The sequence below is a fragment of the Streptomyces davaonensis JCM 4913 genome (genome assembly GCF_000349325.1).
Classification (GTDB): domain Bacteria; phylum Actinomycetota; class Actinomycetes; order Streptomycetales; family Streptomycetaceae; genus Streptomyces; species Streptomyces davaonensis.
Genome location: NC_020504.1, coordinates 5411554 through 5434750 on the forward strand (window position 1 = coordinate 5411554; position 23197 = coordinate 5434750).

Genomic DNA, 23197 nt, shown 5'->3' on the forward strand with positions numbered 1-23197 from the left:
TCGGAGCGAGGACGGGGTCAGTTGACGTTGACCGCCTTCCAGGCCGCCGCCACCGCGTTGTACTCCGCGCCTCCCGAGCCGTACAGGTCGGCCGCCGCTTGGAGCGTCGCGGTGCGGGCGCCCGCGTAGTTGGTGGAGGAGGTCATGTACGTCGTCAGCGCCCGGTACCAGATCAGATAGGCCTTGGTGCGGCCGATGCCGGTGAGCGTGGAACCGTCGTAGGTCGGGGAGTCGTAGGAGACCCCGTTGATGGTCTTCGCGCCGCTGCCTTCGCTGAGCAGGTAGAAGAAGTGGTTGGCGACGCCCGAGGAGTAGTGCACATCGAGGCGGGCGACCGTGCGGGACCAGTAGTCGGCGGAGTTGCCGTCCTTGCTGGGCTTGTCCATGTAACGCAGCGGGGTGCCGTTGCCGCGGATGTCGATCTTCTCGCCGATGAGGTAGTCGCCGGTGTCGGAGGAGTTGTTCGCGAAGAACTCCACCGAGGTGCCGAGGATGTCGGAGGTGGCCTCGTTCAGGCCGCCGGACTCCCGGCTGTAGCGCAGGCCCGCGGTGGCCGAGGTCAGACCGTGGGTCATCTCGTGGCCGGCGACGTCGAGCGAGGTCAGCGGCTTGAGGTTGCCCGCGCCATCGCCGTACGTCATGCAGAAGCACTGGTCCGACCAGAAGGCGTTGACGTAGGCGTTGCCGTAGTGGACGCGCGAGTAGGCGGCCGCGCCGTCGCCGCGGATGCCGTTGCGGCCCAGCTCGTTCTTGTAGAAGTCCCAGGTCACGGCGGCGCCGTAGTGCGCGTCCACGGCCGCGGTCTGACGGTTCGTCGGGGTGCCGTCGCCCCAGACGTCGTCCGCGTCGTGGAAGAGGGTGCCGGTGCCGTTGGTGGCGCCGTTCAGGTCGTACGTCTTGTGGCCGCCGCGGCCGGCGTCGGTCAGGTCGTAGCCGCCGGAGGCGGCGGTGGTGCCGAGCGGGACCGTGCCGCTGTACTGGCTGGTGCCCGAGCCGGTCTCGATGGCCTCGAAGGAATGCAGGCGCTTGCCGGTGGCGGCGTCGGTGACGATGTGCAGTTCGCTCGGGGTGCCGTCGTGCTGGACGCCCTTGACGACGGTCTCGTAGGCCAGGACCGGCTTGCCGTCGGCGGCCCAGACGACCTTGCGGGGGGTCGTGGCGGTGCCCTCGGCAGCCGTCTTGAGGGCGGACTTCTTCGCGGTGGCGGCGGATATCGCGGCGTCGGTGGACGCCACGGCTATCCGGGCCTTGGTCGCCTTGCTGACGCTCTTGAGGTCGCCGGCCTTGGTGACATGCGTGACCAGGTCGCCGCCGAGGACGGGCAGTCCGGCGTACGTCCGCTCATAGCGGGTGTGGACCGTGCCGTTCGCGTCCTTGACGACGTCCCGGACGACGAGCTTCTCCTGCGCGCCGAGCCCGAGTTCACGGGCGGTCGAACCGGCATCCGCCTGAGCCGACTTGATGGCGGCGGCCCGCGCGGAGGCGCTGAGGGGGAGGGTCGTGGCGCCGGGTTCGGGTGCCGCGCCGGCCGGGTTGTTCCCCAGCGCGAGCACGACCATCGCGGCCGACCCGATCAGGGCGATGGCGCGGGGGGCCGTCTTACGGGTGTGCTGACTCACTCGGTCTCCTTCGTCGCTGGCCTCATGGTTGGGGCACAGGTGGGGCACAGAGTTGCGGCGAGCCAGGAGAGGGTGACACTTGAACCACCCTGTTTGACAGGGTGCGGTCAAGATTTTACGGCTTCGTATCCGAAACCCGATTCTGACGATCCGTTATGCGGACGTCTCCCACTTCGTCAGAAGCCGGGCGAGATCGGGCGGCCAGACCGGTTCCGGTTCGGCGGCCAACTCCTCGCGGGTCCACCAGCGCCAGGTGAGGATGCCGTCCTCGGCGTGGGCGGCGGCGAGTTGGGGGCCGGTCGGTTCGCGGCGCGGGCCGTGGGTGACGTAGATGTGCTCGTGCTGGTGGACGGGGCCCACGGCGTGGGTGAAGTCGTGCTCCCAGGTGCACAGCAGCGGCCCCGGCTCCAGATCCGTCCAGCCGGTCTCCTCGCGCAGCTCACGCAGGGCGCACTCGCGCGGGACCTCGCCGGACTCGAGACCGCCGCCGGGCGGCGCCCAGTGGACACCGACCTCGACGTTGTCGTACCGGAACAGGAGGACCGCACCCTCCGGGTCGACCACGACCACCCGGGCGGCGCGGCGCGGGATGCGCAGCGGCTTGCGCAGGACCGAGCAGAGGCGGCCCATGCCCCGGTCCTCGCGCTCGTCGATGACCTCGTATCCGAGCGCGGTCCAGAAGGCGAGACCCTTGGGGTTGTCGGCGAGCACGGCGAGCCGTACGGCGGTCCGCCCGGCCGCGCGGAACCGCTCCTCCACGGCCTGCGCGATCCGCCGCCCGAACCCCCGCCCCTGCACGCTCGCGTCCACCATGAGCAGCCCGATCCACGGATCCGGATCGGCCGGGTCGGGGTGCCGGGCGAGGGTGATCACGACCCCGACGAGCCGCCCCTCGCTCCGGGCGAGCAACACCTCGGCGTCCGGACGCGCCAACTCATCCGCCAGCGCCGCCGCCACCTGCTCCGGCCGTACGTCGTCCGGATCCGGGAAGTCCCCGCTGAGAGCGTGGAATTCACGGTTGGCGGCGTAGAGAGCGGTGAGCTCGGTCAGCAGGGGGGCGGGGATGTCGTGGTCGGCGGTGAGGGGCAGGGGCTCGATCAGCATGCCGGGGAGGGTACTGCCCTACGACCGAACCCCCGGCCGGAGCCGGGGGTTCGGGTGCGTCGGTGTCCGCGATCGGACGCCGATCAGACGTTGACGCCGAAGTCCTGCGCGATGCCCACCAGGCCCGAGGCGTAGCCCTGGCCGACGGCGCGGAACTTCCACTCGGCGCCGTTGCGGTAGAGCTCGCCGAAGACCATGGCCGTCTCGGTGGCCGCGTCCTCGGAGAGGTCGTAGCGGGCGATCTCGGCGCCGCCGGCCTGGTTGAGGATGCGGATGTAGGCGTTGCGGACCTGGCCGAAGTTCTGCGAGCGGCCCTCGGCCTCGTAGATCGAGACCGGGAAGACGATCTTCTCGATGTCGGCGGGGAGGCCCGCCAGGTTGACGTTGATCGCCTCGTCGTCGCCCGCGCCCTCGCCCGTGCGGTTGTCGCCGGTGTGGACGATGGTCTGGTCCGGGGTCTGCTTGTTGTTGAAGAACACGAAGTGGGCGTCGGAGTAGACCTTGCCCTGCGTGTTGACCGCGATCGCGGAGGCGTCGAGGTCGAAGTCCGTGCCGGTGGTGGTGCGGACGTCCCAGCCGAGGCCCACGGTGACGGCGGTCAGGCCCGGAGCCTCCTTGGTGAGCGAGACGTTGCCACCCTTGGACAGGCTTACAGCCATTGTTGGGAGTCCCTTCCCTCGTTTGCGTACGGCAGTACGGCCTTGAAGCTACAGCTACCCCTAAGAACGCGGAGAGGGGTGGCGAAGGTTCCAGGTGTCTTTACTTTCTTTACCAAGCACCATTCGAACGGCTCACCGCAATATTGGGGTGACGTGGACCGGACAGAGCGGGGAACATGGACGGCATGTCCGGTCCTCACGTCATCCGCGGCTCCGTCTCCCTTCCCGAGGCCGAGCTCATGTGGCGTTTCTCGCGTTCCTCCGGGCCCGGCGGACAGCACGTCAACACCAGTGACTCGCAGGTCGAACTCCGCTTCGACCTCGCCCGTACCGAGGCGCTGCCCGAGGTGTGGAAGCAGCGGGCCCTGGAGCGGCTCGCGGGACGTCTCGTCGACGGCGTCGTCACCGTACGGGCCTCCGAGCACCGCTCCCAGTGGCGCAACCGCGAGACCGCGGCCGTACGACTCGCCTCGCTCCTGGCGGAGGCCACCGCGCCGCCGCCGAAGCCCCGCAAGCCGACCCGCATCCCGCGCGGCATCAACGAGCGCCGCCTCCGGGAGAAGAAGCAGCGCTCGCAGACCAAGCGGGGGCGGACCGGGCAGGACTGGGGCTAGAACCGCTCGCTGTCAGCTGTCAGCTGTCACATCCTTCTCCTCCCCTCCGTCATGCCAGTGGAGTGACCACCGCGGTCACCGCGAGAGGGCGTGACGGACCTGATGACCACCGACGACGACTTCCTCGCCGAGCGCTTCGAGGCGCACCGGCCCCATCTGCGTGCCGTGGCTCATCGCATGCTCGGCTCCTCCGCCGAGGCCGAGGACGCCGTGCAGGAGGCCTGGTTCCGGCTCAGCCGGTCCGGGGCTGCCGGGATCGACAACCTCGGCGGCTGGCTGACCACCGTCGTCGGCCGGGTCTGCCTCGACCTGCTGCGTTCCCGTGGCTCACGCGCCGAGCGGCCGCTGGACGCCGTAGGGCCGGAGCCCGCCGACACCGCGGGACCCGAGCAGGACGCGCTGCTCGCCGACTCGGTGGGCGTCGCCCTGCTGGTGGTGCTGGAGGCCCTGACGCCCGCCGAGCGGCTGGCGTTCGTGCTGCACGACCTGTTCGGGGTGTCCTTCGAGGAGATCGCGGCCGTGGTCGGCCGTACCCCCGCCGCCGCGCGGCAGCTCGCCAGCCGGGCCCGGCGCCGGGTGCGCGGGGCGGAACCGGCGGGCGGCGATCCGGCGCGGCAGCGGGCGGTCGTGGACGCCTTCCTGGCCGCCGCGCGGGAGGGCGACTTCGACGCGCTGGTCGAGGTCCTCGATCCGGACGTCGTGGCTCGCACCGAGGCCGGGATCACCACCGGCGCCCTCGCCGTGGCCAAGGGCGCGTCCGGGTTCGCGGCTCTCGCCCGGCTCTCCCGGCCCGCTCTCGTCGACGGCCGTCCGGGCCTCGCGACGCTGGTCGACGGGCGACTGGACCGGGTCCTGGGCTTCACCGTCGTACGGGACCGGATCGCTGTCGTCGACATCATCACGGACCCGGGGCGACTGGCTTCACTGGACGTGCGACTCGTTTAGGAGAGTCCCAGGAGATGCCTAGGAGAGCTTCAGGACCCCCACCGTCTGGCCCCCGCTCGTCTCCCCGTTCGGCTCGAAGCCGAGGCCCAGGTAGAAGCCCTCGGGGCCGTCCGGGCCCGGATGCCAGGTGACGTACAGCTCCTTCGTGCCCCGGGTGCGGAGTTCCGCCGCGACCGACTCGACCGCGAAGCGGCCGTAGCCGCGGCCCTGTTCGTCCGCCGCGATGTTGAGGCGCCACAGGCCGGAGCGGTGGACGGTGCCGTCGCCGTGCCAGTCGATGTCGAGGAAGGCCATCAGGAAGCCGACCGGACGGCCGTCGTCGACGATCAGGCGCGGCCAGGCGACCCCGGGCCACACGTAGGCCTCGGCGAGCGAGTGCGCCACCGGCTCGACCGCGTGTTCCTGGTCCGGGCGTATCCGGATGCCGAGCGCGGCCTCGATATTTTTCGGCGTCAGCGTTTCGAGGCGGGGGCCAGTGGCGGTGATCGTCATGCGCGCACCCTAGGAGGCGAGTTCACCGTCCGTCACTTGAATTCCCGCTCAGCCCAATTGGCGATAGCGACCGCGGAAATACATCAGTGGACCGCCCTCCGCGCTCGGCACCCTCGCCGTCAGGACACGGCCGACGACCAGCGTGTGGTCGCCCGCCACCATGCGCTGCTCGGTCCGGCACTCCAACTGCGCCAGCGCGCCGCCCACCAGCGCGGCGCCGGTCGCCTCGCCGCGGACGTACGGGATGTCCTCGAAGAGGAGGCGGTCGCTGATGCGGCCCTTCATGGCGAAGCGGCCGGCGATGTGCCGCTGGCTCTCGGACAGCACCGAGACCGCCCACAGGGGCTGCTCGTCGAGCAGGTCGTCCATGCGTGCGCCGTTGCGCAGGCTGACCAGCACCAGGGGCGGGTCCAGGGAGACCGACAGGAACGCCGTCGCCGTCATGCCCACGTCCTCGCCCTTGGGGCCGTCCGGGGCGAGCGGGGGTTCGAAGGCGGTCACCAGGACCACGCCCGCGGCCAGCCGGGACATGGCGGCACGGAACTCGTCGTTGCTCACCCCCTCAGCATGCCCGGCGCGAGGCGGGGCGGTGATCGGGGCGGGCGGGGCGGAGGGAGTCTTCGGCACGCCGGAAACGCTAATCTCCGGTGCGTGGGGGTCGCATCGGGCCCGGGGCCGAGTACGGTCCTAGGACCTTCGACGGAGCGTTGCCGTCACATCTGCGGACATCGAAACTTTGCGTTCAGTAAACGCATAGGAGAAACACAGAAATCCCACTCAATTGTTCATCTTTAGCTGTGACTTGAGTCACAAGGGCCGATAATTGTTGACCCTGTGTACCGAGTGAGCAGCGCGCTGTGATTCAGTGGCGGGGAAGCTGACGCAATCGATACGCCGATGAGAACCCTTGATTCGCTGCGAGGTCTCGGGGGGAGGGCGAGCATGGAGACCGAGTCGGAGCCGTACGTCCGTCTTGCGACTCTGCGGCAACTGCACCAGGTCATGGCGGACATGAACACCGCGCGCAGCCTGGCGGACACGCTTCAGACCGTCGCCGACGGCGTCGTCACCGGCCTCGGCTACGAGCTGGCCGCCGTCAACCTGGTCCGGCAGGACGGCGACCTCGTCGTCGCCGCGCTCGCCGGCAACCCCGCCGCGGAGGCGTTGATCACCGGCCGGACCGGCTCGCGCGAGTCCTGGGAGCGCCGGCTGAGCATGGGCGAGGCCTGGGGCGACCTCAGATTCATCCCGCACACCGAGGGCTGGGTCCTCGACGACGACGACGTCCCGCAGTGGTACACCGACGGTCCCGCGCCCCGCTTCGAGGACGAGTGGCACCCGTCGGACCGCCTCTTCGCCCCCATGTACACGCCGGGCGTGCACGGCGGCGGGAGCGGCGAGCTGATCGGCGTCCTGTCCGTGGACCGGCCGCGCAACGGCCGGCTGCCGGGCGCGTGGGGGCGCGAGGCCCTCCAGATGTACGCGTTCCAGGCCGCCATCGCGATCAGCAACGCCCGCCTGCGCGCCAACATGCAGCGCGCCCTGGTCCGCCTGGAGCGCGAGCAGCAGGCGCTGCGGGCCAGCGAGGAGAGCTTCAGGCAGGCCTTCGAGTACGCCCCCTCCGGTATGGCAATCGCCGAGATGGGCGGCGACCAGCACGGCCGCATCCTGCGCACCAACGACGCCCTGTGCCGACTGCTCGGCCGCCCCGCCTCCGCGATGCGCCGCTACTCCTTCTCCGACCTCGTCCACCCCGAGGACATCGGCACCCTGCTGCGGACGTCGGCGGAGGGCGGCCGCGCGGAGCTCAGGCTCGGCCGCCGGGACGGCACCTACGTCTGGGTGTCCCTGCGTAACAGCGTGGTCGCCGACGCCGCCGACGGCCCCCGTTTTCTCCTCACCCACGTCGAGGACATAGAGGAGCGCAAGCGGCGTGAGCTCCAGCTCGCCCACCGCGCCTCCCACGACTCCCTGACCGGTCTGCCGAACTCCGCCGAGCTGCGCGCCCGGCTCTCCTCCCGGCTCTGTACGCGCCCCACCGCCGGCGCCCTGGAGTCCCTGGACGCGGCCTACGGCCACCCCGCCTACGACGTCAACGGCCACGGCTTCGACTTTCGCCCCGGCACCGACAGCCTCGACGGCTACGACCACCATGTGCACACCGTCGCCCCTGAGAGTGAGCGTGACGACGGCACCAAGGGGCTCGCGGTGCTCTTCTGCGACCTCGACGGCTTCAAGTCGATCAACGACCGGTTCGGGCACAACGCGGGCGACGCGGTCCTCATCGAGGTGGCCCGCCGGCTCACCCGGGGCGTCCGGGACGGCGACACGGTGGCCCGGCTCGGCGGCGACGAGTTCGTGGTGCTGGCCGACGGGCTCGGCCGGGCCGACGCCCAGGACCTCGCCGTACGGCTGCGCAACGAGATCATCCAGCCGATCCGGGTCGACGGACGGGCCATGCGGGTGGGCGCCAGTTTCGGCATCGGGTGGGCGCACTGCGGCATGACCGCGGACGAGGTGCTGAAGTCGGCCGACGAGCGGATGTACGTAGAGAAACGATCTCGTCCCAAACAGCACAGACGTGCGGGTTGATCCCCAGGTCAGCGAGCTGATGCGGTCCGAGTCACCCGTTCGGGCGTGCCAGAGCGGGTAGGCTCGCCCTTCGTCACACGTACCGAATCCGCCCGCACCTGGTGAGGAGACCAAGGGATGACGTCCGGCAACAACGGCGCCAATACGCCCGAGGACGACGACCCGTTCGGCTACCTCTACGCCGACGGGCAGGCCAATGGCGCCCAGCCGCCGTCCGGGGGCTACGGCTACCCGAACTCGGTGAACCGGGTGCGCTCGGTCGGTCAGCGGCAGTACGGCCAGCAGGCGCCGACGGCGGCCTACGGCCAGGTGCCGCAGCAGCAGGGCACCTACGGCCAGCCGAGCGCCCACTACGCGGCTCCGGAGACCCTCCCGGGCGGCGCTCCGTCCACCCAGCAGGCTCCGGCGTACGGCGGTGGCAACGGCCGTGGGCGCGGGCCCAACACCAAGGGGCTGCTGATCGGGGCCATCGCGGTGGTCGCGGCGGTCGTGATCGGCATCGCCGTGGCGATGGCGGGCGGCGACGACGGCAAGGGCGACAAGGACGACCAGGCCGGCTCGACGCCGACCCAGGGCGAGAAAAAGGATCCGACGCCTTCGCAGGACAGCAGCGCCGACGAGGAGGAGAAGGAGCTCCCGGCGGCGGACGCGAAGGCGCTGCGGCTCGGCGGTACGGCCGCGCTGGCCACGGACATCCAGGGTGCCCAGTCGAGCGGGGGCGTGTACGTCGGCGGCCTCAACGCGGTCGGCAGCTCGGTCACCTGGACGGTGGACGGCATTCCCGAGGACGGCGCCTACACGGTGTTCACGCGCTTCAGCGTCCCAGGCAAGGACCAGTCGATGACGCTCACCGTCAACGGCAAGGAGTTCGGCAGCAAGCTCAGCCTGGAGAACTACGCGCGTGCCCCGGAGGGCGACTTCGCCAAGGGCTGGACGACCACTTACGCGTGGCCGACCCTCAACAAGGGCACCAACACCATCGCGATCTCCTGCGCCAACGGCGACAAGTGCGATGTCCTGCTCGACCAGCTGTGGATCAAGGCAGGCCAGGTCAAGGAGTAGTCAGGCCGCGCTGACCTCCCCCGTCACCGCCACCCGCCCCAGCAGCTCCTCGTACACCCGCCGGTCGAACTCCCCCGCCACCGGCGCCAGGACGCTCGCCGCCGACAGGGCTGCCGCGCGGGCCAGGCGGGCCGGCCAGGGCAGGTTTTCGATCAGGCCCGACAGCAGGCCCGCGACCGCCGCGTCGCCGGCGCCGGTCGGGTTGCCGCGCAGGGTGCGGGGCGGGGCGGCGCGCCAGCGGCCCTCCGGGGTGTGCGCCAGCAGGCCCTCGGCGCCCAGGGAGGCGACCACCGTGTGCGCCCCGCGCCGGCGCGCGTCCTGGGTGGCCCGCAACGGCTCGTGGGAGCCCGTGAGTTCGGCCAGCTCGTCGGCGTTGGGCTTGACGAGGTCGGGGCGGGCCGCGATGGCGCGGCGCAGGGGTTCGCCGCTGGTGTCCAGCAGGACGGGGACGCCCGCGGTGCGTGCCGCGCGGACCAGCCCGGCGTACGCGCCCACCGGGACACCCGGCGGGAGGCTGCCGCACAGGGCGACCGCGTCGGCGGACGGGAGCAGGGCGGCGTAGGACTCCTGGAAGGCGGCCCACTCGGTGGGGGTGACCAGCGGGCCCGGTTCGTTGAGCTGGGTCGTGTCGCCGGTGAGGTCGTCGACGACCGCGATCGTGCGGCGGGTGGCGCCGGTGCCGAGCGGGACGAGGGCGTCCCGCACCCCGTCGGTGGCGGTGAGCAGATCGCGTACGACCCGGCCCGTGGCGCCGCCCGCGAAGCCGGTGGTGGTCACCTCGTGGCCGAGGGCTGCCAGGACCCGGGCCACGTTCAGGCCCTTGCCGCCGGGGCGTTCGAGGACCTCGGAGACCCGGTGGGAGGCGTGCGGGCTGAGCGCCCGTACGCGATAGGTGATGTCGAGAGCGGTGTTCAGCGTGACCGTGAGGATCACCTGGACCGACCTCCCCCCGAAAAGTGGTGCCTTCTCTTCCGGTCCTGATCATGCCAAACAGACGGCGGCCGTCCCAGCCCTGGGATCGGCCGCCGTCGCGCTATGGCCGGACGGATCAGCCCAGTTGGGGATCGACCACCCATTCCCCCCGGCGCAGCACGCCCTTGAGGTCGAAGGCGGAGTCCAGAAGCACCAGGTCGGCGTACTTGCCGGGCTCCAGGGAACCGATCGTGTCGGACATCCCCAACAGCCGGGCCGGGTTGGCGGACAGGGCCGTCACCGCGTCCGAGACGGACAGCCCGTCGATGGTCACCGCGCGCTTGAAGGCGCGGTCCAGGGTGAGGGTGGAGCCCGCGATCGAGCCGCCCTCCACCAGGCGGGCGACGCCGTCGGCGACCTCGACCTCCAGCGGGCCGAGCATGTAGCGGCCGTCACCGAAGCCGGCCGCGTCCATCGCGTCGGTGATGAACGCGACCCTCTCGGCGCCCGCGTGATGGAACGCCAGCTGGAGGGAGGCGGGGTGCAGATGGGTGCCGTCGTTGATCAGCTCGACGGTGATCCGGTCGTCCTCCAGCAGCGCCGCGATCGGTCCCGGGGCGCGGTGGCCGAGCGTGGGCATCGCGTTGAACAGGTGCGTCGCCACGGTGGCGCCCGCGTCGATCGCCTCGACGGTCTGCTCGTACGTCGCGTCCGTGTGCCCGATCGCCGCGATGACGCCGTGTTCGGCGAGCAGCCGTACGGAGTCGATGCCGCCGGGGAGTTCGGTGGCCAGCGTGACCATCCGGGCCTGGCCGCGGGCGGCGTCGATCAGCTTGCGGACGTCGGCGGGGTCGGGGTCGCGCAGCAGCTCCTCGGAGTGCGCGCCCTTGCGGCAGGGGGAGATGAACGGGCCCTCGAAGTGGATCCCGGCGATGTCGCCCTGTTCGGCGAGTTCGGAGAGCAGGCCGGCGCGCTGGGCGAGGAAGTCCATGTCGCCGGTGACGGTGGAGGCGACGAGGGTTGTCGTGCCGTGCCGGCGGTGGGTGTCGATGCCGCGGAGTACTTCGTCGACGGTGCCCGAGGTGAAGGAGGCTCCGCCGCCGCCGTGGTTGTGGATGTCCACGAAGCCGGGTACTACGTAGTGGCCGGTTACGTCGATGACCTGGGCGTTCTCGTGAGCGCTCGCGATGATGCGGTCGCCCTCGAAGACCACTTGGCCTTCGTCCACGACTCCTGTGGGAAGTGCTACGCGAGCGCCCTTGAGGACCGTCTGCGGGCCGGTGGGGGCTGGTCGCGCAGTTCCCCGCGCCCCTGAGGGAGTTGCCATCAGGTCGTTTCCTCCTGGATCCGAGTTGTAGTGGTCAGCAGGTCCCAGGCCAGTAGGCCCGCTCCCAGACAGCCCGCCGCGTCCCCCAGCACCGCCGGAACGATCGTCGGCAGCTTCTGGAACGTGACCCTCTGCCGGACGGCGTCCCGCAGTGGTGTGAACAAGGTTTCCCCCGCCTCGGCGAGGCCGCCACCGATGATCAGGGTGCGCGGGTCCAGCAGGGTGAGGGCCGTGACCAGGCCGTCGGCGAGGGCGTCGATGGCGTGCTGCCAGACTCGTACGGCGTTCGGGTCGCCGGACGTGACGGCCTTCGCGCAGTCCGCGGCGTCCGCCGAAGGGTCGCCGCTCGCCGCCGCCCACGCCTCGCTGACCGCCGCCGCGGACGCCAGCCGCTCCAGGCAGCCGCGCTGGCCGCAGGGGCAGGGCGGGCCGCCGGGGCGTACGACGACATGGCCGATCTCGCCCGCGAAACCGTGCGCCCCGGCCTCCACCCGGCCGTCCACCCCGATCGCGCCCGCGATGCCGGTGCCCAGCGCCACGAACAGGAACCGGTCCGCGCCCTTGCCCGCGCCGACCCGGCCCTCGGCGAGGCCGCCGGTGCGCACGTCGTGGCCGAGGGCGGCCGGGATGCCCAGCTCGGTGCGGATCAGCTCGCGCAGGGGTACGTCGCGCCAGCCCAGGTTGGCGGAGTAGGCGGCGATGCCGGCCGCCTCGTCGACGATGCCGGGGACGGCGACGCCGGCCGCGGCGGCGGGTTCGCCCAGGGTCTTCGTGCCGTGGGCGCTCAGCTCGGCGGCGAAGTCGAGGATGTTCGCGACGACCGCGTCGGGGCCGCGCTCGCGTCCGGTCGGCCGTCGGGCCTGGTGCAGCAGCGCGCCGTCCGCCCCGACCAGGGCGGCCTTCATACCGGTGCCGCCCACGTCGAGGGCGATGACATGTCTCACGGGGGACAGTGTGACCCTTATACCTGTGAGAGGTCTAGTCCACTACGTGGTGTAGACCTTATGGTTTGCTTCGAAAATTTTCGCGACGGGTCAATGGGGCTGGGATTTATGCGGCGGCGTAGGACGGGAACGATTGCGGTGGTGTCCGCACTGGGCATGACAGCGGTCCTGGGCGGCTGCGGGCTGACCGGGGGATCGGACGAGGTCACGCTGCGACTCGTCGCCGCGGACTACGGCGACAGCGCGGCGAACAGCTCCGAGAAGTACTGGAACTCCCTGGTCGAGGAGTACGAGAAGGACCACCCGGACGTCACCGTCGAGGTCAGCGTCTACTCCTGGACCGACGTCGACCGCAAGGTCAAGGAGCTGGTCGACGCGGGTGAGGCGCCCGACCTGGCGCAGATCGGGGCATACGCCGACTACGCGAAGGCGGACAAGCTGTACTCCGCCAGCGAGCTGCTCTCCATCACCACCCAGGCCGACTTCCTCCCGCAGCTCGCCGCCGCGGGCGCGGTGAACGGGGCGCAGTACGGGCTGCCCTTCGCCTCCTCCACGCGGCTGCTCTTCTACAACAAGTCCCTCTTCGCCGAGGCCGGCTTCGAGGCCCCGCAGACCTGGCAGGAACTGGTCGCGGCCGCCGAGGCGCTGAAGGCGAACGGGGTGAAGTTCCCCTACGCCCTGCCGCTCGGTCCCGAGGAGGCGCAGGCCGAGACCATGCAGTGGCTGCTCAGCGGCCGGGGCGGCTACACCGACCCCAACACGGGCACCTACGTCCTGGACTCCGACGAGAACGTCGAGACGTTCGACTGGCTGAAGTCCGAGCTGGTCGGCGAGGACCTCGTCGGGCCGGTCGCGCCCAAGTCGCTCAACCGCGCGGACGCCTTCGAGGCGTTCACCGACGGCGACGTCGGCATGCTCAACGGGCACCCCACGCTGATGAAGGCGGCCGCCGCGAAGGGCGTGAAGTTCGGCATGGTGCCGATGCCGGGCATCGAGGGGCCGAGCCGGATCTCCATGGGCGTCGCCGACTGGATGATGGCGTTCAAGCAGAACGGCCACGCCGAGGAGATCGGCGACTTCCTGGACTTCGTCTACGACGACGAGAACGTGCTCGCCTTCTCCCGCGAGTACGACCTGCTGCCCGTGACGAGTCCGGTCTGGGACACCATGAGCGTGGCGAAGGAGGACGCGGACCTGAAGCCCTTCCTGGACGCGCTCCCCACCTCCGAGCTCTATCCGGTGGGCCGCACCTCCTGGGCCGCGGTCAACGCGGCGATCAAGCAGAAGATCGGCCGGGCGGTCTCGTACGGCGGTGACCCGGCCACGGTGCTGCGCGAGCTCCAGGCGACGGCGGCGACCGAGGAGAGCGCGGAGTAGCCCCGACTGTCAGTGCCGGGAGCTACGGTGCTCGCATGGAACAGGAACCGCTGAACCCCGGGGAACAGGCCGTCCTGGCCCTGGAGCGCCGCGGCTTCCCGGGCCCCGGAGCGAAGGAGCGGGCGATACGCGAGGAGCTGGGCCTGGCCCCCGTCCGCTACTACCAGCTCCTCAACGCCCTCCTCGACGACCAGCGGGCCCTCGCCCACGACCCGGTGACAGTGAACAGACTGCGCCGGATACGCGAGTCCCGGAGGGCGGAGAGATGACGCCCGGCCAACCCGCGGGCGCAGCTTTCCCGCCCTGCTGACCGGCGGGGCTGTAGCTGGATAAGGTCCGTCGTATGGGCAGCCACACGGACTCGACCCCCTTGCCGGACCCTGCCACCCCCGCCGGGCGGGCCGGACTCGACGCGATTCTCGCCGACCCCGCGCGCGCGGTGATCGCGCTCGACTTCGACGGGACGCTCGCACCGATCGTCCCGGACCCCGAGCAGGCCCGCGCCCACCCGGACGCGGTGCCCGCGCTCGCCGCGCTCGCGCCGAAGGTGGCCGCCGTCGCGGTGGTCACCGGACGCCCGGCCGGCGTCGCGGTCCGCTACGGCGGATTCGCCGGTGTCCCCGGCCTGGAGCACCTCGTCGTCCTCGGCCACTACGGCGCCGAGCGCTGGGACGCCGTCACCGGCACGGTCTCCGCGCCCGCGCCCGACCCCGGGGTCGCCGCGGTCCGCGCCGAGCTGCCCGGCGTCCTCGACGGCGTCGGCGCCTGGCACGGCACCTGGATCGAGGAGAAGGGCCGGGCGGTCGCCGTGCACACCAGGCGCGCCGCCGATCCGCAGGCCGCGTTCGAGGCGCTGCGGGCACCGCTCGGCGAACTCGCCGCCCGCCACGGCCTGATCGTCGAACCGGGACGCATGGTCCTTGAGCTGCGCCCGCCCGGCATGGACAAGGGCGTCGCCCTGCTGGACTACATCCGCGAGATCGACGCCGGCTCGGTCCTCTACGCCGGTGACGACCTCGGCGACCTCCCCGCCTACGCGGCCGTGGAGAAGCTCCGCCTGGACGGCACCCCCGGCCTGCTGGTGTGCAGCGGCAGCGACGAGGTCCCGGAACTGGCCGAGAAGTCGGATGTGGTGGTGGGGGGCCCACAGGGCGTGGCGGGCCTGCTCAGCGCGCTGGCGGACCGGCTGTAGCGGCGGGGTCAGGCGCCGGTCAGTGCCCTCAGCTGGTCCAGGAACCACTGGGACGGCGGGAGGGCCGTCGCCGCCGCCGACAGGCGCTTGGTGCGCTCCGCCCGCTCGTCGGGGGCCATGGTGAGCGCCTCGTGCAGGGCGTTCGCGGTCTCCAGCACGTCGTAGGGGTTCACCACGAGCGCGTCCTCGCCCAGCTCCTCGTACGCCCCCGCCTCCCGGGACAGCACCAGCGCGCACCCCTCGTCGGAGACGACCGGCACCTCCTTGGCGACCAGGTTCATCCCGTCCCGGACCGGGTTGACCAGGGCCACGTCGGCGAGCCGGTACGCGGCCAGGGACCGCGCGAAGTCGTCCTTGACGTGCAGCACGACCGGGGTCCAACCAGGCGTCCCGTACTGGGAGTTGATCTCGTCGGCGAGCCGCTGGACCTCGGCCGTGTAGTCCCGGTAGACGGCGAGGTCCTGCCGGGAGGGGTAGGCGAAGGCCACGTGCACGACCCGCTCGCGCCACTCGGGACGGTCGTCGAGGAGCTGCCGGTACGCCAGCAGTCCGCGCACGATGTTCTTCGACAGCTCGGTCCGGTCGACCCGGACGATCGTCTTCCGGGCCGCCCCGGAGGGCCCGGTCCCGATCTCCGCCCGCAGCCCGGTGATCCGCTCCTCGACGTCCGCCTCGTGCGAGCGGGCGCGCAGGAACTCGGCGTCGGCCCCGAGGCCGTGCACGCCGACCTCGGTGTCCCCGAGCCCGTCCGTCAGCTCGGTGCAGCAGGCGGTGAACGCGTCCGCCCAGCGCCGGGTGAGGAAGCCGAGCCGGTCGGCGCCGAGCATGCCCTCCAGCACCTCGCGCGCCACCTGGTCGGGCAGCAGGCGGAAGTAGTCCACCGGGGCCCACGGGGTGTGCGAGAAGTGGCCGATGCGCAGATCGGGGCGGAGCTTGCGGAGCAGGCCCGGCACCAGCGTCAGGTGGTAGTCCTGCACCAGGACCGCCGCACCCTCGGCCGCCTCGTCGGCCAGCGCCTCGGCGAAGGCCCGGTTGTAGCGGACGTAGTTCTCCCACTGCCGCCGGAAACCCGCGTCGAACACCGGCTCCAGCGGCGTCTGGTACAGCATGTGGTGCACGAACCACAGCACGGAGTTGGCGACGCCGTTGTACGCGTCCGCGTGCACCTCGGCCGGAATCGGCAGCATCCGCACGCCGTCCTCGCCGACCCCGCGCCGTACCGCCTCGCGGTCGCCGTCGGAGAGCGCCGAGCAGACCCACAGGGCGCCGGCGTCCGGGCCGATTGCCGAGAGACCCGAGACCAGTCCGCCGCCCCCGCGCTTGGCGCGCAGCGAACCGTCCTCCTCGACCTCGTAGGAGACGGGGCCGCGGTTCGACGCGACCAACACCTGGGCGGCACCGTAGGTGGAAGCCATGTGCTCCAACTTAGCCCGTGCCGTAAACGCTCAAACGTACGAGCGGCCGGACGGGACGTGGCTTACGCCACCTTGCGGGAGGCGTACTCCGAGATCTCCGCCATCGGCGGCCGCTCCTCGGTGTCCACCGAGTACGTCCGCGGCTCGAAACCGTCCTCGCCGCGCTCGAACTGGGTCAGCGCGGGGCGGACCAGATGCCCGCGGGCCAGCCGGAGCTGGGCCGTGCGGTAGATCGCGGCGGACATCCGGCCGAGCGCCTGCCCGTCCTGGTGCCGGTGCTTGCGCACCCCCACGTCCACCTGGGCCAGCGCGTCCAGGCCCACCAGGTGCAGCGCGTCGATCAGCATGCCGAGCTCCACGCCGTAGCCGACCGGGAAGGGGAGCTGTTCCAGCAGGGAGCGGCGGGCCGCGTACTCCCCGCCGAGCGGCTGGACGAACCCGGCCAGCTGCGGCCAGTGCATGTTCAGCAGCGGGCGGGCCATCAGCTCGGTGACCCGGCCGCCCTGCCCGGCCGCCCCGCCGAGCGGACGGTCGTACATCGCCTTGACCAGGTCCACCCCGGGGTCGGTGAGCAGCGGGCCGACGATGCCGGAGACGAAGTCCGAGGAGAACTCCTTCAGGTCCGCGTCGATGAAACAGACGATGTCGCCCCGGGTGACCAGCAGCGAGCGCCACAGCACCTCGCCCTTGCCGGGCACCGCAGGGATCCGCGGCAGGATCGCGTCCCGGTGCACCACCGTCGCCCCGGCCGCGGCGGCGACCTCGGAGGTCCGGTCGGTGGAACCGGAGTCGACGACCACGATCTCGTCGACCAGCGGCACCTGCTGCATCAGGTCGTGCCGGATCACCGCGACGATGTCCCCGACCGTCTCCTCCTCGTTGAGCGCGGGCAGCACGACGGAGACCGTCTGGCCGGTGCGCTGCTTGGCCGCCAGGATCTGGTGGAGCGGTCGGTCGGTCACCGACCAGGAGCGGGTGGTCAGCCAGCGCTCGACTTCGTTCAGCACAGTGCGCGGCTCCTCTGCGTGCCCGCCGCTGGAAGCGGCTATGGATACTGTCGTCTCGCGGTTCGGACGACTATCTCAACTGTCCAGGTCGTCGGTTACAGTCTTGAACAACGCGGATGACCATCGCATGTCCGGGATGGCCCGACGTTCACAACTTCATACCGCTCATCCAGAGGGGCAGAGGGATACGGCCCGATGAAGCCCCGGCAACCCTCCAGTCGGCTCTCGTTCACGCGAGGCTCCCGGCTAGGGAAGGTGCCAAATCCGTCTCACGGCGAGATGCGTCGTGAGGAAGATGAGGAGAAAGGGCCTCGCCTCACATGGCTGTGCAGACTGTCGCAAACACCGGAAATCCCACCATCGACCTGGGTCCCGCCGCCGCCCTGAGCTGCCGCGAATGCGGTCACCGCGTGCCTCTCGGCCCGGTCTTCGCGTGCGAGGAGTGTTTCGGCCCGCTGGAGATCGCCTACGACTTCTCGGCCTACGACACCGAGGAACTCCGTAAGCGCATCGAAGCGGGTCCCGCGAACATCTGGCGGTACGCGCCGCTGCTGCCCGTCCCCGCGGACGTGGCCGACAAGCCCAACATCAACCCCGGCTGGACCCAGCTCGTCAAGGCCGACAACCTGGCCCGCGAGCTCGGCGTGACCGGCGGTTTGTATGTGAAGGACGACTCCGGCAACCCGACGCACTCCTTCAAGGACCGGGTCGTCGCCCAGGCGATCGAGGCCGCGCGCGCCTTCGGCTTCACCACGCTCTCCTGCTCCTCCACGGGCAACCTGGCCGGTGCCGTCGGCGCCGCCGCCGCCCGCGCGGGCTTCCGCTCCTGCGTGTTCATCCCGCACGACCTGGAGCAGGGCAAGGTCGTCATGGCCGCGGTCTACGGCGGTGAGCTCGTCGGCATCGAGGGCAACTACGACGATGTGAACCGCTTCTGCTCCGAGCTGATCGGCGACCCGGCCGGCGAGGGCTGGGGCTTCGTCAACGTCAACCTGCGGCCGTACTACGCGGAGGGGTCCAAGACCCTGGCGTACGAGATCTGCGAGCAGCTCGGCTGGCAGCTCCCCGACCAGCTGGTCGTGCCGATCGCCTCCGGCTCGCAGCTCACGAAGATCGACAAGGGGCTCCAGGAGCTGATCAAGCTCGGGCTCGTCGAGGACAAGCCGTACAAGATCTTCGGTGCGCAGGCCGAGGGGTGCTCGCCGGTGTCGGTGGCCTTCAAGGAGGGCCACGACGTCGTCCGCCCGCAGAAGCCGAACACCATCGCCAAGTCGCTGGCCATCGGCAACCCGGCGGACGGGCCGTACGTCCTGGACATCGCCCGTCGTACGGGTGGTGCGGTGGAGGACGTGACGGACGAGCAGGTCGTCGACGCGATCAAGCTCCTCGCCCGGACCGAGGGCATCTTCGCGGAGACCGCCGGTGGTGTGACGGTGGGCGTCACGAAGAAGCTCATCGAGAACGGCGTCCTCGACCCCACGAAGACGACCGTCGTCCTGAACACGGGCGATGGGCTCAAGACCCTTGACGCGGTGGCCGGCACGGGGCTCACGGCCACGATTCGTCCTAGCCTGGATTCGTTCCGCGAGGCCGGGCTCGTTTAGCCGTCGTCGTCTGCGGGCCGGTGGGGGCCGGTCGCGCCCACGCGGCGGTAGCCGCAAATCGAACACAGCCCCGTGCCCCTAGGTTCGTTTCCCTTCCGGAGGTTTTCACTGTGAGCGTCACCGTCCGCATCCCCACCATCCTGCGCACCTACACCGGTGGTGCCGCCGAGGTCGCCGCCGAAGGCGGCACTCTCGCCGAGGTCATCGCTGACCTGGAGAAGAACCACACGGGTATCGCCGCCCGGGTTCTCGACGACCAGGGCAAGCTGCGGCGGTTCGTCAATGTCTACGTCAATGACGATGACGTCCGGTTCGAGCAGGGGCTGGAGACGGCGACGCCCGACGGGGCCGGCGTTTCCATCATTCCGGCCGTCGCCGGCGGCTGATCGTTACCTTCGGTAAGGTGCGTCACCGAGAGTTCACAGAATTGCCCTCTCCGTAAGACAAACGGAGGGGGCAATTCTGCATGGTTGAGCCCTGTAGAGTTGGGGAACGCGCTTCTCCCCGTATGCCGGAAGCATATGAGTACCGGCTCCTCATGCGACAAGAAGTAGCCAAAGTGTGCGTGCCTTTTGCGCCTTCTACGCCTTATGTGGGGCCCGACTTGCCCTGAATTCGGGCGAATTCTCACTACATTCCGGACCGGACACGTCCAGAATTCTCGTCCGATTGACCTGTTGCAGACGGCAGTTGGACAGATACATTCAGCCGCGGTCGACGCGTTCCGGCGCACGCCCCCAAACCGTGGGGGGTGAGGTCTGACCCGGATCCGCGAAGTGTGGATCTGTGCAAGGGCCAGTAATAGGGGAGTTAGGCATGGCTCAGGGCACCGTCAAGTGGTTCAACGCGGAGAAGGGGTACGGCTTCATCGCGGTCGACGGTGGTGCGGATGTTTTCGTCCACTACAGCGCGATCCAGATGGACGGGTACCGCACCCTGGAAGAGGGCCAGCGGGTCGAGTTCGAGATCTCGCAGGGCCAGAAAGGCCCGCAGGCCGACATGGTTCGCGTCACTGCCTGAACGCGCGACCAACGAACCGCAAGCGACGTCTTCTGCTGAAGGGCTCGCACCAAGGGGACCCAACCCCCCTCGGTGCGAGCCCTTCCGCGTGCCCGGGGGCCCCATGGCGCGCGCCCGATCCCCGAGAGCCGCTTGCACTCGCATGGGCCGAGTGCTAATCATTGGGCGTTAGCACTCTGAAGGTGAGAGTGACAAAGAAGGACCGGGTCGGTGAGGCCCGCAGGCCGGGTGGGGCAAGGAACCACGAGGCAGGCAGGCCGTCCGTCGCGGGCGCGGGCGCGGTCCGAAGGAATCACCCCCAGTCCTGGAGGGACCACTTCACATGGCCAAGATCATCGCGTTCGACGAGGAGGCGCGGCGCGGCCTCGAGCGCGGCATGAACCAGCTCGCGGACGCCGTGAAGGTGACGCTCGGCCCCAAGGGCCGCAACGTCGTCCTCGAGAAGAAGTGGGGCGCCCCCACGATCACCAACGATGGTGTGTCCATCGCCAAGGAGATCGAGCTGGAGGACCCGTACGAGAAGATCGGCGCCGAGCTGGTCAAGGAAGTCGCCAAGAAGACGGACGACGTCGCCGGTGACGGTACGACCACCGCGACCGTGCTCGCCCAGGCGCTGGTCCGCGAGGGCCTGCGCAACGTCGCCGCCGGTGCCAACCCGATGGCCCTGAAGCGCGGTATCGAGAAGGCCGTCGAGGCCGTCTCCGCCGCCCTGCTGGAGCAGGCGAAGGACGTCGAGACCAAGGAGCAGATCGCCTCCACGGCCTCCATCTCCGCCGCCGACACCCAGATCGGCGAGCTGATCGCCGAGGCCATGGACAAGGTCGGCAAGGAAGGCGTCATCACCGTCGAGGAGTCCCAGACCTTCGGTCTGGAGCTGGAGCTCACCGAGGGTATGCGCTTCGACAAGGGCTACATCTCGGCGTACTTCGCCACCGACATGGAGCGTATGGAGGCGTCCCTGGACGACCCGTACATCCTGATCGCCAACTCCAAGATCGGCTCCGTCAAGGACCTGCTCCCGCTGCTGGAGAAGGTCATGCAGTCGGGCAAGCCGCTGCTGATCATCGCCGAGGACGTCGAGGGCGAGGCCCTGTCGACCCTGGTCGTGAACAAGATCCGCGGCACCTTCAAGTCCGTCGCCGTCAAGGCCCCGGGCTTCGGCGACCGCCGCAAGGCGATGCTGAACGACATCGCCATCCTCACCGGCGGCGAGGTCATCTCCGAGGAGGTCGGTCTCAAGCTCGAGAACACGACCCTCGACCTCCTGGGCAAGGCCCGCAAGGTCGTCATCACCAAGGACGAGACCACGATCGTCGACGGCGCCGGCTCCTCGGAGCAGGTCCAGGGCCGGGTCAACCAGATCCGCGCCGAGATCGAGAACAGCGACTCGGACTACGACCGCGAGAAGCTCCAGGAGCGCCTGGCCAAGCTCGCCGGTGGTGTCGCGGTCATCAAGGCCGGTGCCGCCACCGAGGTGGAGCTCAAGGAGCGCAAGCACCGCATCGAGGACGCCGTGCGCAACGCCAAGGCGGCCGTCGAGGAGGGCATCGTCGCCGGTGGTGGCGTGGCCCTGCTCCAGGCCTCCCAGGTGTTCGAGAAGCTGGAGCTCGAGGGTGACGAGGCGACCGGCGCCAACGCCGTGAAGCTCGCGCTGGAGGCCCCGCTCAAGCAGATCGCCGTCAACGGTGGTCTCGAGGGTGGCGTCGTCGTGGAGAAGGTCCGCGGTCTCCAGGTCGGCCACGGCCTGAACGCCGCGACCGGCGAGTACGTCGACATGATCGCCGAGGGCATCATCGACCCGGCGAAGGTGACCCGTTCCGCGCTTCAGAACGCCGCCTCCATCGCCGCGCTGTTCCTCACCACCGAGGCCGTCATCGCCGACAAGCCGGAGAAGGCCGCCGCGGCCGCTCCGGGCGGCATGCCGGGCGGTGACATGGACTTCTGATCAACTCCGGTTGATCAGCGTCCTTGCCGAGGGCGGCACTTCCTGTTCGATCCTTTCGATCAGGGGGTGCCGCCCTCGGGCGTGTTCGGGGCCGGGTGTTGCCGGGGTCACGTCGGTGATTCGGATGCGGGGGAATGGGCCGCGGGGGCGTCGGGGTTGACGCTGAGGTGCGTTCAATGCGCGCGCACATACCATCCGGTACCCCCAAGGAGCCCCCACGTGACCGTCGCCGCATCCGAGGCCGCCTCGCGCGCCGCCGAGATCCTCTCCCGCCCGACCTCGATCAACGGCCTGACCGTCCCCAACCGCATCGCCATGGCGCCGATGACCCGGATGTTCTCCCCGGGCGGCGTCCCGGGCGAGGACGTGGTGTCGTACTACGCCCGCCGCGCCGCGGCCGGTGTCGGTCTGATCGTCACCGAGGGCACGTACGTCGGACACGACTCGGCCGGTCAGAGCGACCGGGTGCCCCGCTTCCACGGCGCGGACCAGCTCGCCGGGTGGACGAAGGTCGCCGACGCGGTGCATGCCGCGGGCGGCACGATCGTCCCGCAGCTGTGGCACATCGGAATGGTGCGCGAGCAGGGCCAGCCCCCGTTCGCCGACGCCCCCGCCGTCGGCCCCTCGGGTCTGCGCATCGGCGCCGACGAGCCCACCGGCAAGGCCATGACCCGGCAGGACCTGGACGAGGTCATCGCCGCGTTCGCCGAGTCGGCCGCCGCCGCGGAGCGCATCGGCTTCGACGGCGTCGAGATCCACGGCGCCCACGGCTACCTCGTCGACCAGTTCCTGTGGGCGGGCACCAACCGCCGCACCGACGCCTACGGCGGCGACCCGGTCGCCCGCACCCAGTTCGGCGCGGAGATCGTGGCCGCCGTGCGCGAGAAGGTCTCCGCCGACTTCCCCGTCATCTTCCGCTACTCCCAGTGGAAGCAGGAGGCCTACGACGCCCGCCTCGCCGAGACCCCGGAAGAGCTGGACGCCATCCTCGCCCCGCTCGCCGCGGCCGGTGTCGACGCCTTCCACGCCTCCACCCGCCGCTACTGGGTCCCCGAGTTCGACGGCTCCGACCTGAACCTCGCCGGCTGGACGAAGAAGCTGACCGGCAAGCCCGCCATCACCGTCGGCTCGGTCGGTCTGGACGGCGACTTCATCAAGGCGTTCCAGGGCGAGGGTGCCGCGGTCGGCAGCCTGGACAACCTCCTGGACCGCATGGAGCGCGACGAGTTCGACCTGGTCGCCGTCGGCCGCGCCCTGCTCCAGGACCCGCAGTGGGCGGAGAAGGTCCTGGCCGGCCGGGTGTCCGAGCTGGCCCCGTACGACGCGTCCTCGCTGACCTCCCTCAGCTGACGCACGCTCCAGGGGTC

22 protein-coding genes and 1 riboswitch are annotated in these 23197 nt (G+C 70.6%); of the genes, 12 read left to right on the plus strand and 10 right to left on the minus strand.

Features of this window, described 5'->3' with window-relative positions; genetic code table 11:
• Nucleotides 1-17 precede the first annotated feature (17 nt).
• The 3 genes from BN159_RS24020 to BN159_RS24030 all read right to left on the minus strand — a co-directional run bounded on the left by BN159_RS24020 (nucleotide 18) and on the right by BN159_RS24030 (nucleotide 3382).
• Nucleotides 18-1559, minus strand: coding sequence for a M4 family metallopeptidase (locus BN159_RS24020; protein WP_078599027.1), 1542 nt, complete (start codon nucleotides 1557-1559; stop codon nucleotides 18-20).
• 213 nt (nucleotides 1560-1772) lie between these two features.
• Nucleotides 1773-2723 carry a bifunctional GNAT family N-acetyltransferase/NUDIX hydrolase gene (locus tag BN159_RS24025; RefSeq protein WP_015659589.1) on the minus strand — a complete coding sequence of 317 codons (951 nt, stop codon included), beginning with the start codon at nucleotides 2721-2723 and terminating at the stop codon, nucleotides 1773-1775.
• Between the two features lie 83 nt (nucleotides 2724-2806).
• Nucleotides 2807-3382 carry a TerD family protein gene (locus tag BN159_RS24030; RefSeq protein ID WP_015659590.1) on the minus strand — a complete coding sequence of 192 codons (576 nt, stop codon included), beginning with the start codon at nucleotides 3380-3382 and terminating at the stop codon, nucleotides 2807-2809.
• A gap of 176 nt (nucleotides 3383-3558) precedes the next feature.
• Here BN159_RS24030 and arfB point away from each other — a divergent pair, with 176 nt between their 5' ends.
• Together arfB and BN159_RS24040 are read left to right on the plus strand one after the other, a co-directional pair.
• Entirely contained in the window at nucleotides 3559-3996 is a 438-nt protein-coding gene (gene arfB, locus BN159_RS24035) for an alternative ribosome rescue aminoacyl-tRNA hydrolase ArfB (RefSeq protein WP_015659591.1), read from the plus strand.
• A 102-nt stretch (nucleotides 3997-4098) separates the two neighbouring features.
• A complete protein-coding gene (locus BN159_RS24040) occupies nucleotides 4099-4941 on the plus strand; it encodes a sigma-70 family RNA polymerase sigma factor (RefSeq protein ID WP_015659592.1) in 843 nt (280 codons plus the stop codon).
• An 18-nt stretch (nucleotides 4942-4959) separates the two neighbouring features.
• Here the strand turns inward: BN159_RS24040 and BN159_RS24045 are convergent, their stop codons facing one another.
• Together BN159_RS24045 and BN159_RS24050 are read right to left on the minus strand one after the other, a co-directional pair.
• A complete protein-coding gene (locus BN159_RS24045; RefSeq protein ID WP_015659593.1) occupies nucleotides 4960-5433 on the minus strand; it encodes a GNAT family N-acetyltransferase in 474 nt (157 codons plus the stop codon).
• Between the two features lie 48 nt (nucleotides 5434-5481).
• Complete coding sequence (locus tag BN159_RS24050; protein ID WP_015659594.1) at nucleotides 5482-6060, minus strand: flavin reductase family protein; 579 nt, start codon at nucleotides 6058-6060, stop codon at nucleotides 5482-5484.
• A gap of 315 nt (nucleotides 6061-6375) precedes the next feature.
• Here BN159_RS24050 and cdgB point away from each other — a divergent pair, with 315 nt between their 5' ends.
• Together cdgB and BN159_RS24060 are read left to right on the plus strand one after the other, a co-directional pair.
• Entirely contained in the window at nucleotides 6376-8025 is a 1650-nt protein-coding gene (gene cdgB, locus BN159_RS24055) for a diguanylate cyclase CdgB (RefSeq protein ID WP_015659595.1), read from the plus strand.
• Between the two features lie 117 nt (nucleotides 8026-8142).
• On the plus strand, nucleotides 8143-9087 hold the full coding sequence (locus BN159_RS24060; protein ID WP_015659596.1) for a carbohydrate-binding protein: 945 nt from the start codon (nucleotides 8143-8145) through the stop codon (nucleotides 9085-9087).
• Here the strand turns inward: BN159_RS24060 and BN159_RS24065 are convergent, their stop codons facing one another.
• The 3 genes from BN159_RS24065 to BN159_RS24075 form a co-directional block, all read right to left on the minus strand.
• The gene (locus BN159_RS24065) at nucleotides 9088-10020 is read right to left on the minus strand and encodes a 1-phosphofructokinase family hexose kinase (RefSeq protein ID WP_015659597.1); all 933 of its coding nucleotides are present in this window, start codon (nucleotides 10018-10020) and stop codon (nucleotides 9088-9090) included.
• 115 nt (nucleotides 10021-10135) lie between these two features.
• Complete coding sequence (gene nagA, locus BN159_RS24070) at nucleotides 10136-11326, minus strand: N-acetylglucosamine-6-phosphate deacetylase (RefSeq protein WP_015659598.1); 1191 nt, start codon at nucleotides 11324-11326, stop codon at nucleotides 10136-10138.
• A complete protein-coding gene (locus BN159_RS24075; protein WP_015659599.1) occupies nucleotides 11326-12270 on the minus strand; it encodes an ROK family protein in 945 nt (314 codons plus the stop codon). The genes nagA and BN159_RS24075 overlap by 1 nt, the downstream gene beginning before the upstream one ends.
• A 108-nt stretch (nucleotides 12271-12378) precedes the next feature.
• Here BN159_RS24075 and BN159_RS24080 point away from each other — a divergent pair, with 108 nt between their 5' ends.
• The 3 genes from BN159_RS24080 to otsB all read left to right on the plus strand — a co-directional run bounded on the left by BN159_RS24080 (nucleotide 12379) and on the right by otsB (nucleotide 14839).
• The gene (locus tag BN159_RS24080; RefSeq protein WP_078598869.1) at nucleotides 12379-13647 is read left to right on the plus strand and encodes an extracellular solute-binding protein; all 1269 of its coding nucleotides are present in this window, start codon (nucleotides 12379-12381) and stop codon (nucleotides 13645-13647) included.
• A gap of 35 nt (nucleotides 13648-13682) precedes the next feature.
• Nucleotides 13683-13916, plus strand: coding sequence for a DUF3263 domain-containing protein (locus BN159_RS24085; RefSeq protein WP_015659601.1), 234 nt, complete (start codon nucleotides 13683-13685; stop codon nucleotides 13914-13916).
• A gap of 74 nt (nucleotides 13917-13990) precedes the next feature.
• Nucleotides 13991-14839 (plus strand): trehalose-phosphatase, encoded by an 849-nt coding sequence (otsB, locus tag BN159_RS24090; RefSeq protein ID WP_015659602.1) that lies wholly within the window; start codon nucleotides 13991-13993, stop codon nucleotides 14837-14839.
• Between the two features lie 8 nt (nucleotides 14840-14847).
• Here the strand turns inward: otsB and BN159_RS24095 are convergent, their stop codons facing one another.
• Together BN159_RS24095 and BN159_RS24100 are read right to left on the minus strand one after the other, a co-directional pair.
• Nucleotides 14848-16254 carry an alpha,alpha-trehalose-phosphate synthase (UDP-forming) gene (locus BN159_RS24095; RefSeq protein ID WP_015659603.1) on the minus strand — a complete coding sequence of 469 codons (1407 nt, stop codon included), beginning with the start codon at nucleotides 16252-16254 and terminating at the stop codon, nucleotides 14848-14850.
• A gap of 62 nt (nucleotides 16255-16316) precedes the next feature.
• Nucleotides 16317-17261, minus strand: coding sequence for a glucosyl-3-phosphoglycerate synthase (locus BN159_RS24100; protein ID WP_015659604.1), 945 nt, complete (start codon nucleotides 17259-17261; stop codon nucleotides 16317-16319).
• 162 nt (nucleotides 17262-17423) lie between these two features.
• A riboswitch (SAM riboswitch) is annotated at nucleotides 17424-17563 on the plus strand.
• A gap of 18 nt (nucleotides 17564-17581) precedes the next feature.
• On the opposite strand from BN159_RS24100, the gene thrC reads away from it, so the two are divergent.
• The 5 genes from thrC to BN159_RS24125 all read left to right on the plus strand — a co-directional run bounded on the left by thrC (nucleotide 17582) and on the right by BN159_RS24125 (nucleotide 23180).
• Nucleotides 17582-18865, plus strand: a complete 1284-nt coding sequence (gene thrC, locus BN159_RS24105; protein ID WP_015659605.1) for a threonine synthase — start codon at nucleotides 17582-17584, stop codon at nucleotides 18863-18865.
• A gap of 110 nt (nucleotides 18866-18975) precedes the next feature.
• Complete coding sequence (locus BN159_RS24110; RefSeq protein WP_015659606.1) at nucleotides 18976-19251, plus strand: MoaD/ThiS family protein; 276 nt, start codon at nucleotides 18976-18978, stop codon at nucleotides 19249-19251.
• Between the two features lie 430 nt (nucleotides 19252-19681).
• Entirely contained in the window at nucleotides 19682-19885 is a 204-nt protein-coding gene (locus tag BN159_RS24115) for a cold-shock protein (RefSeq protein ID WP_004986573.1), read from the plus strand.
• Between the two features lie 322 nt (nucleotides 19886-20207).
• Nucleotides 20208-21830 (plus strand): chaperonin GroEL, encoded by a 1623-nt coding sequence (gene groL, locus BN159_RS24120; RefSeq protein WP_015659607.1) that lies wholly within the window; start codon nucleotides 20208-20210, stop codon nucleotides 21828-21830.
• 219 nt (nucleotides 21831-22049) lie between these two features.
• Complete coding sequence (locus BN159_RS24125; protein ID WP_015659608.1) at nucleotides 22050-23180, plus strand: NADH:flavin oxidoreductase; 1131 nt, start codon at nucleotides 22050-22052, stop codon at nucleotides 23178-23180.
• The last annotated feature ends 17 nt before the right edge of the window (nucleotides 23181-23197 follow it).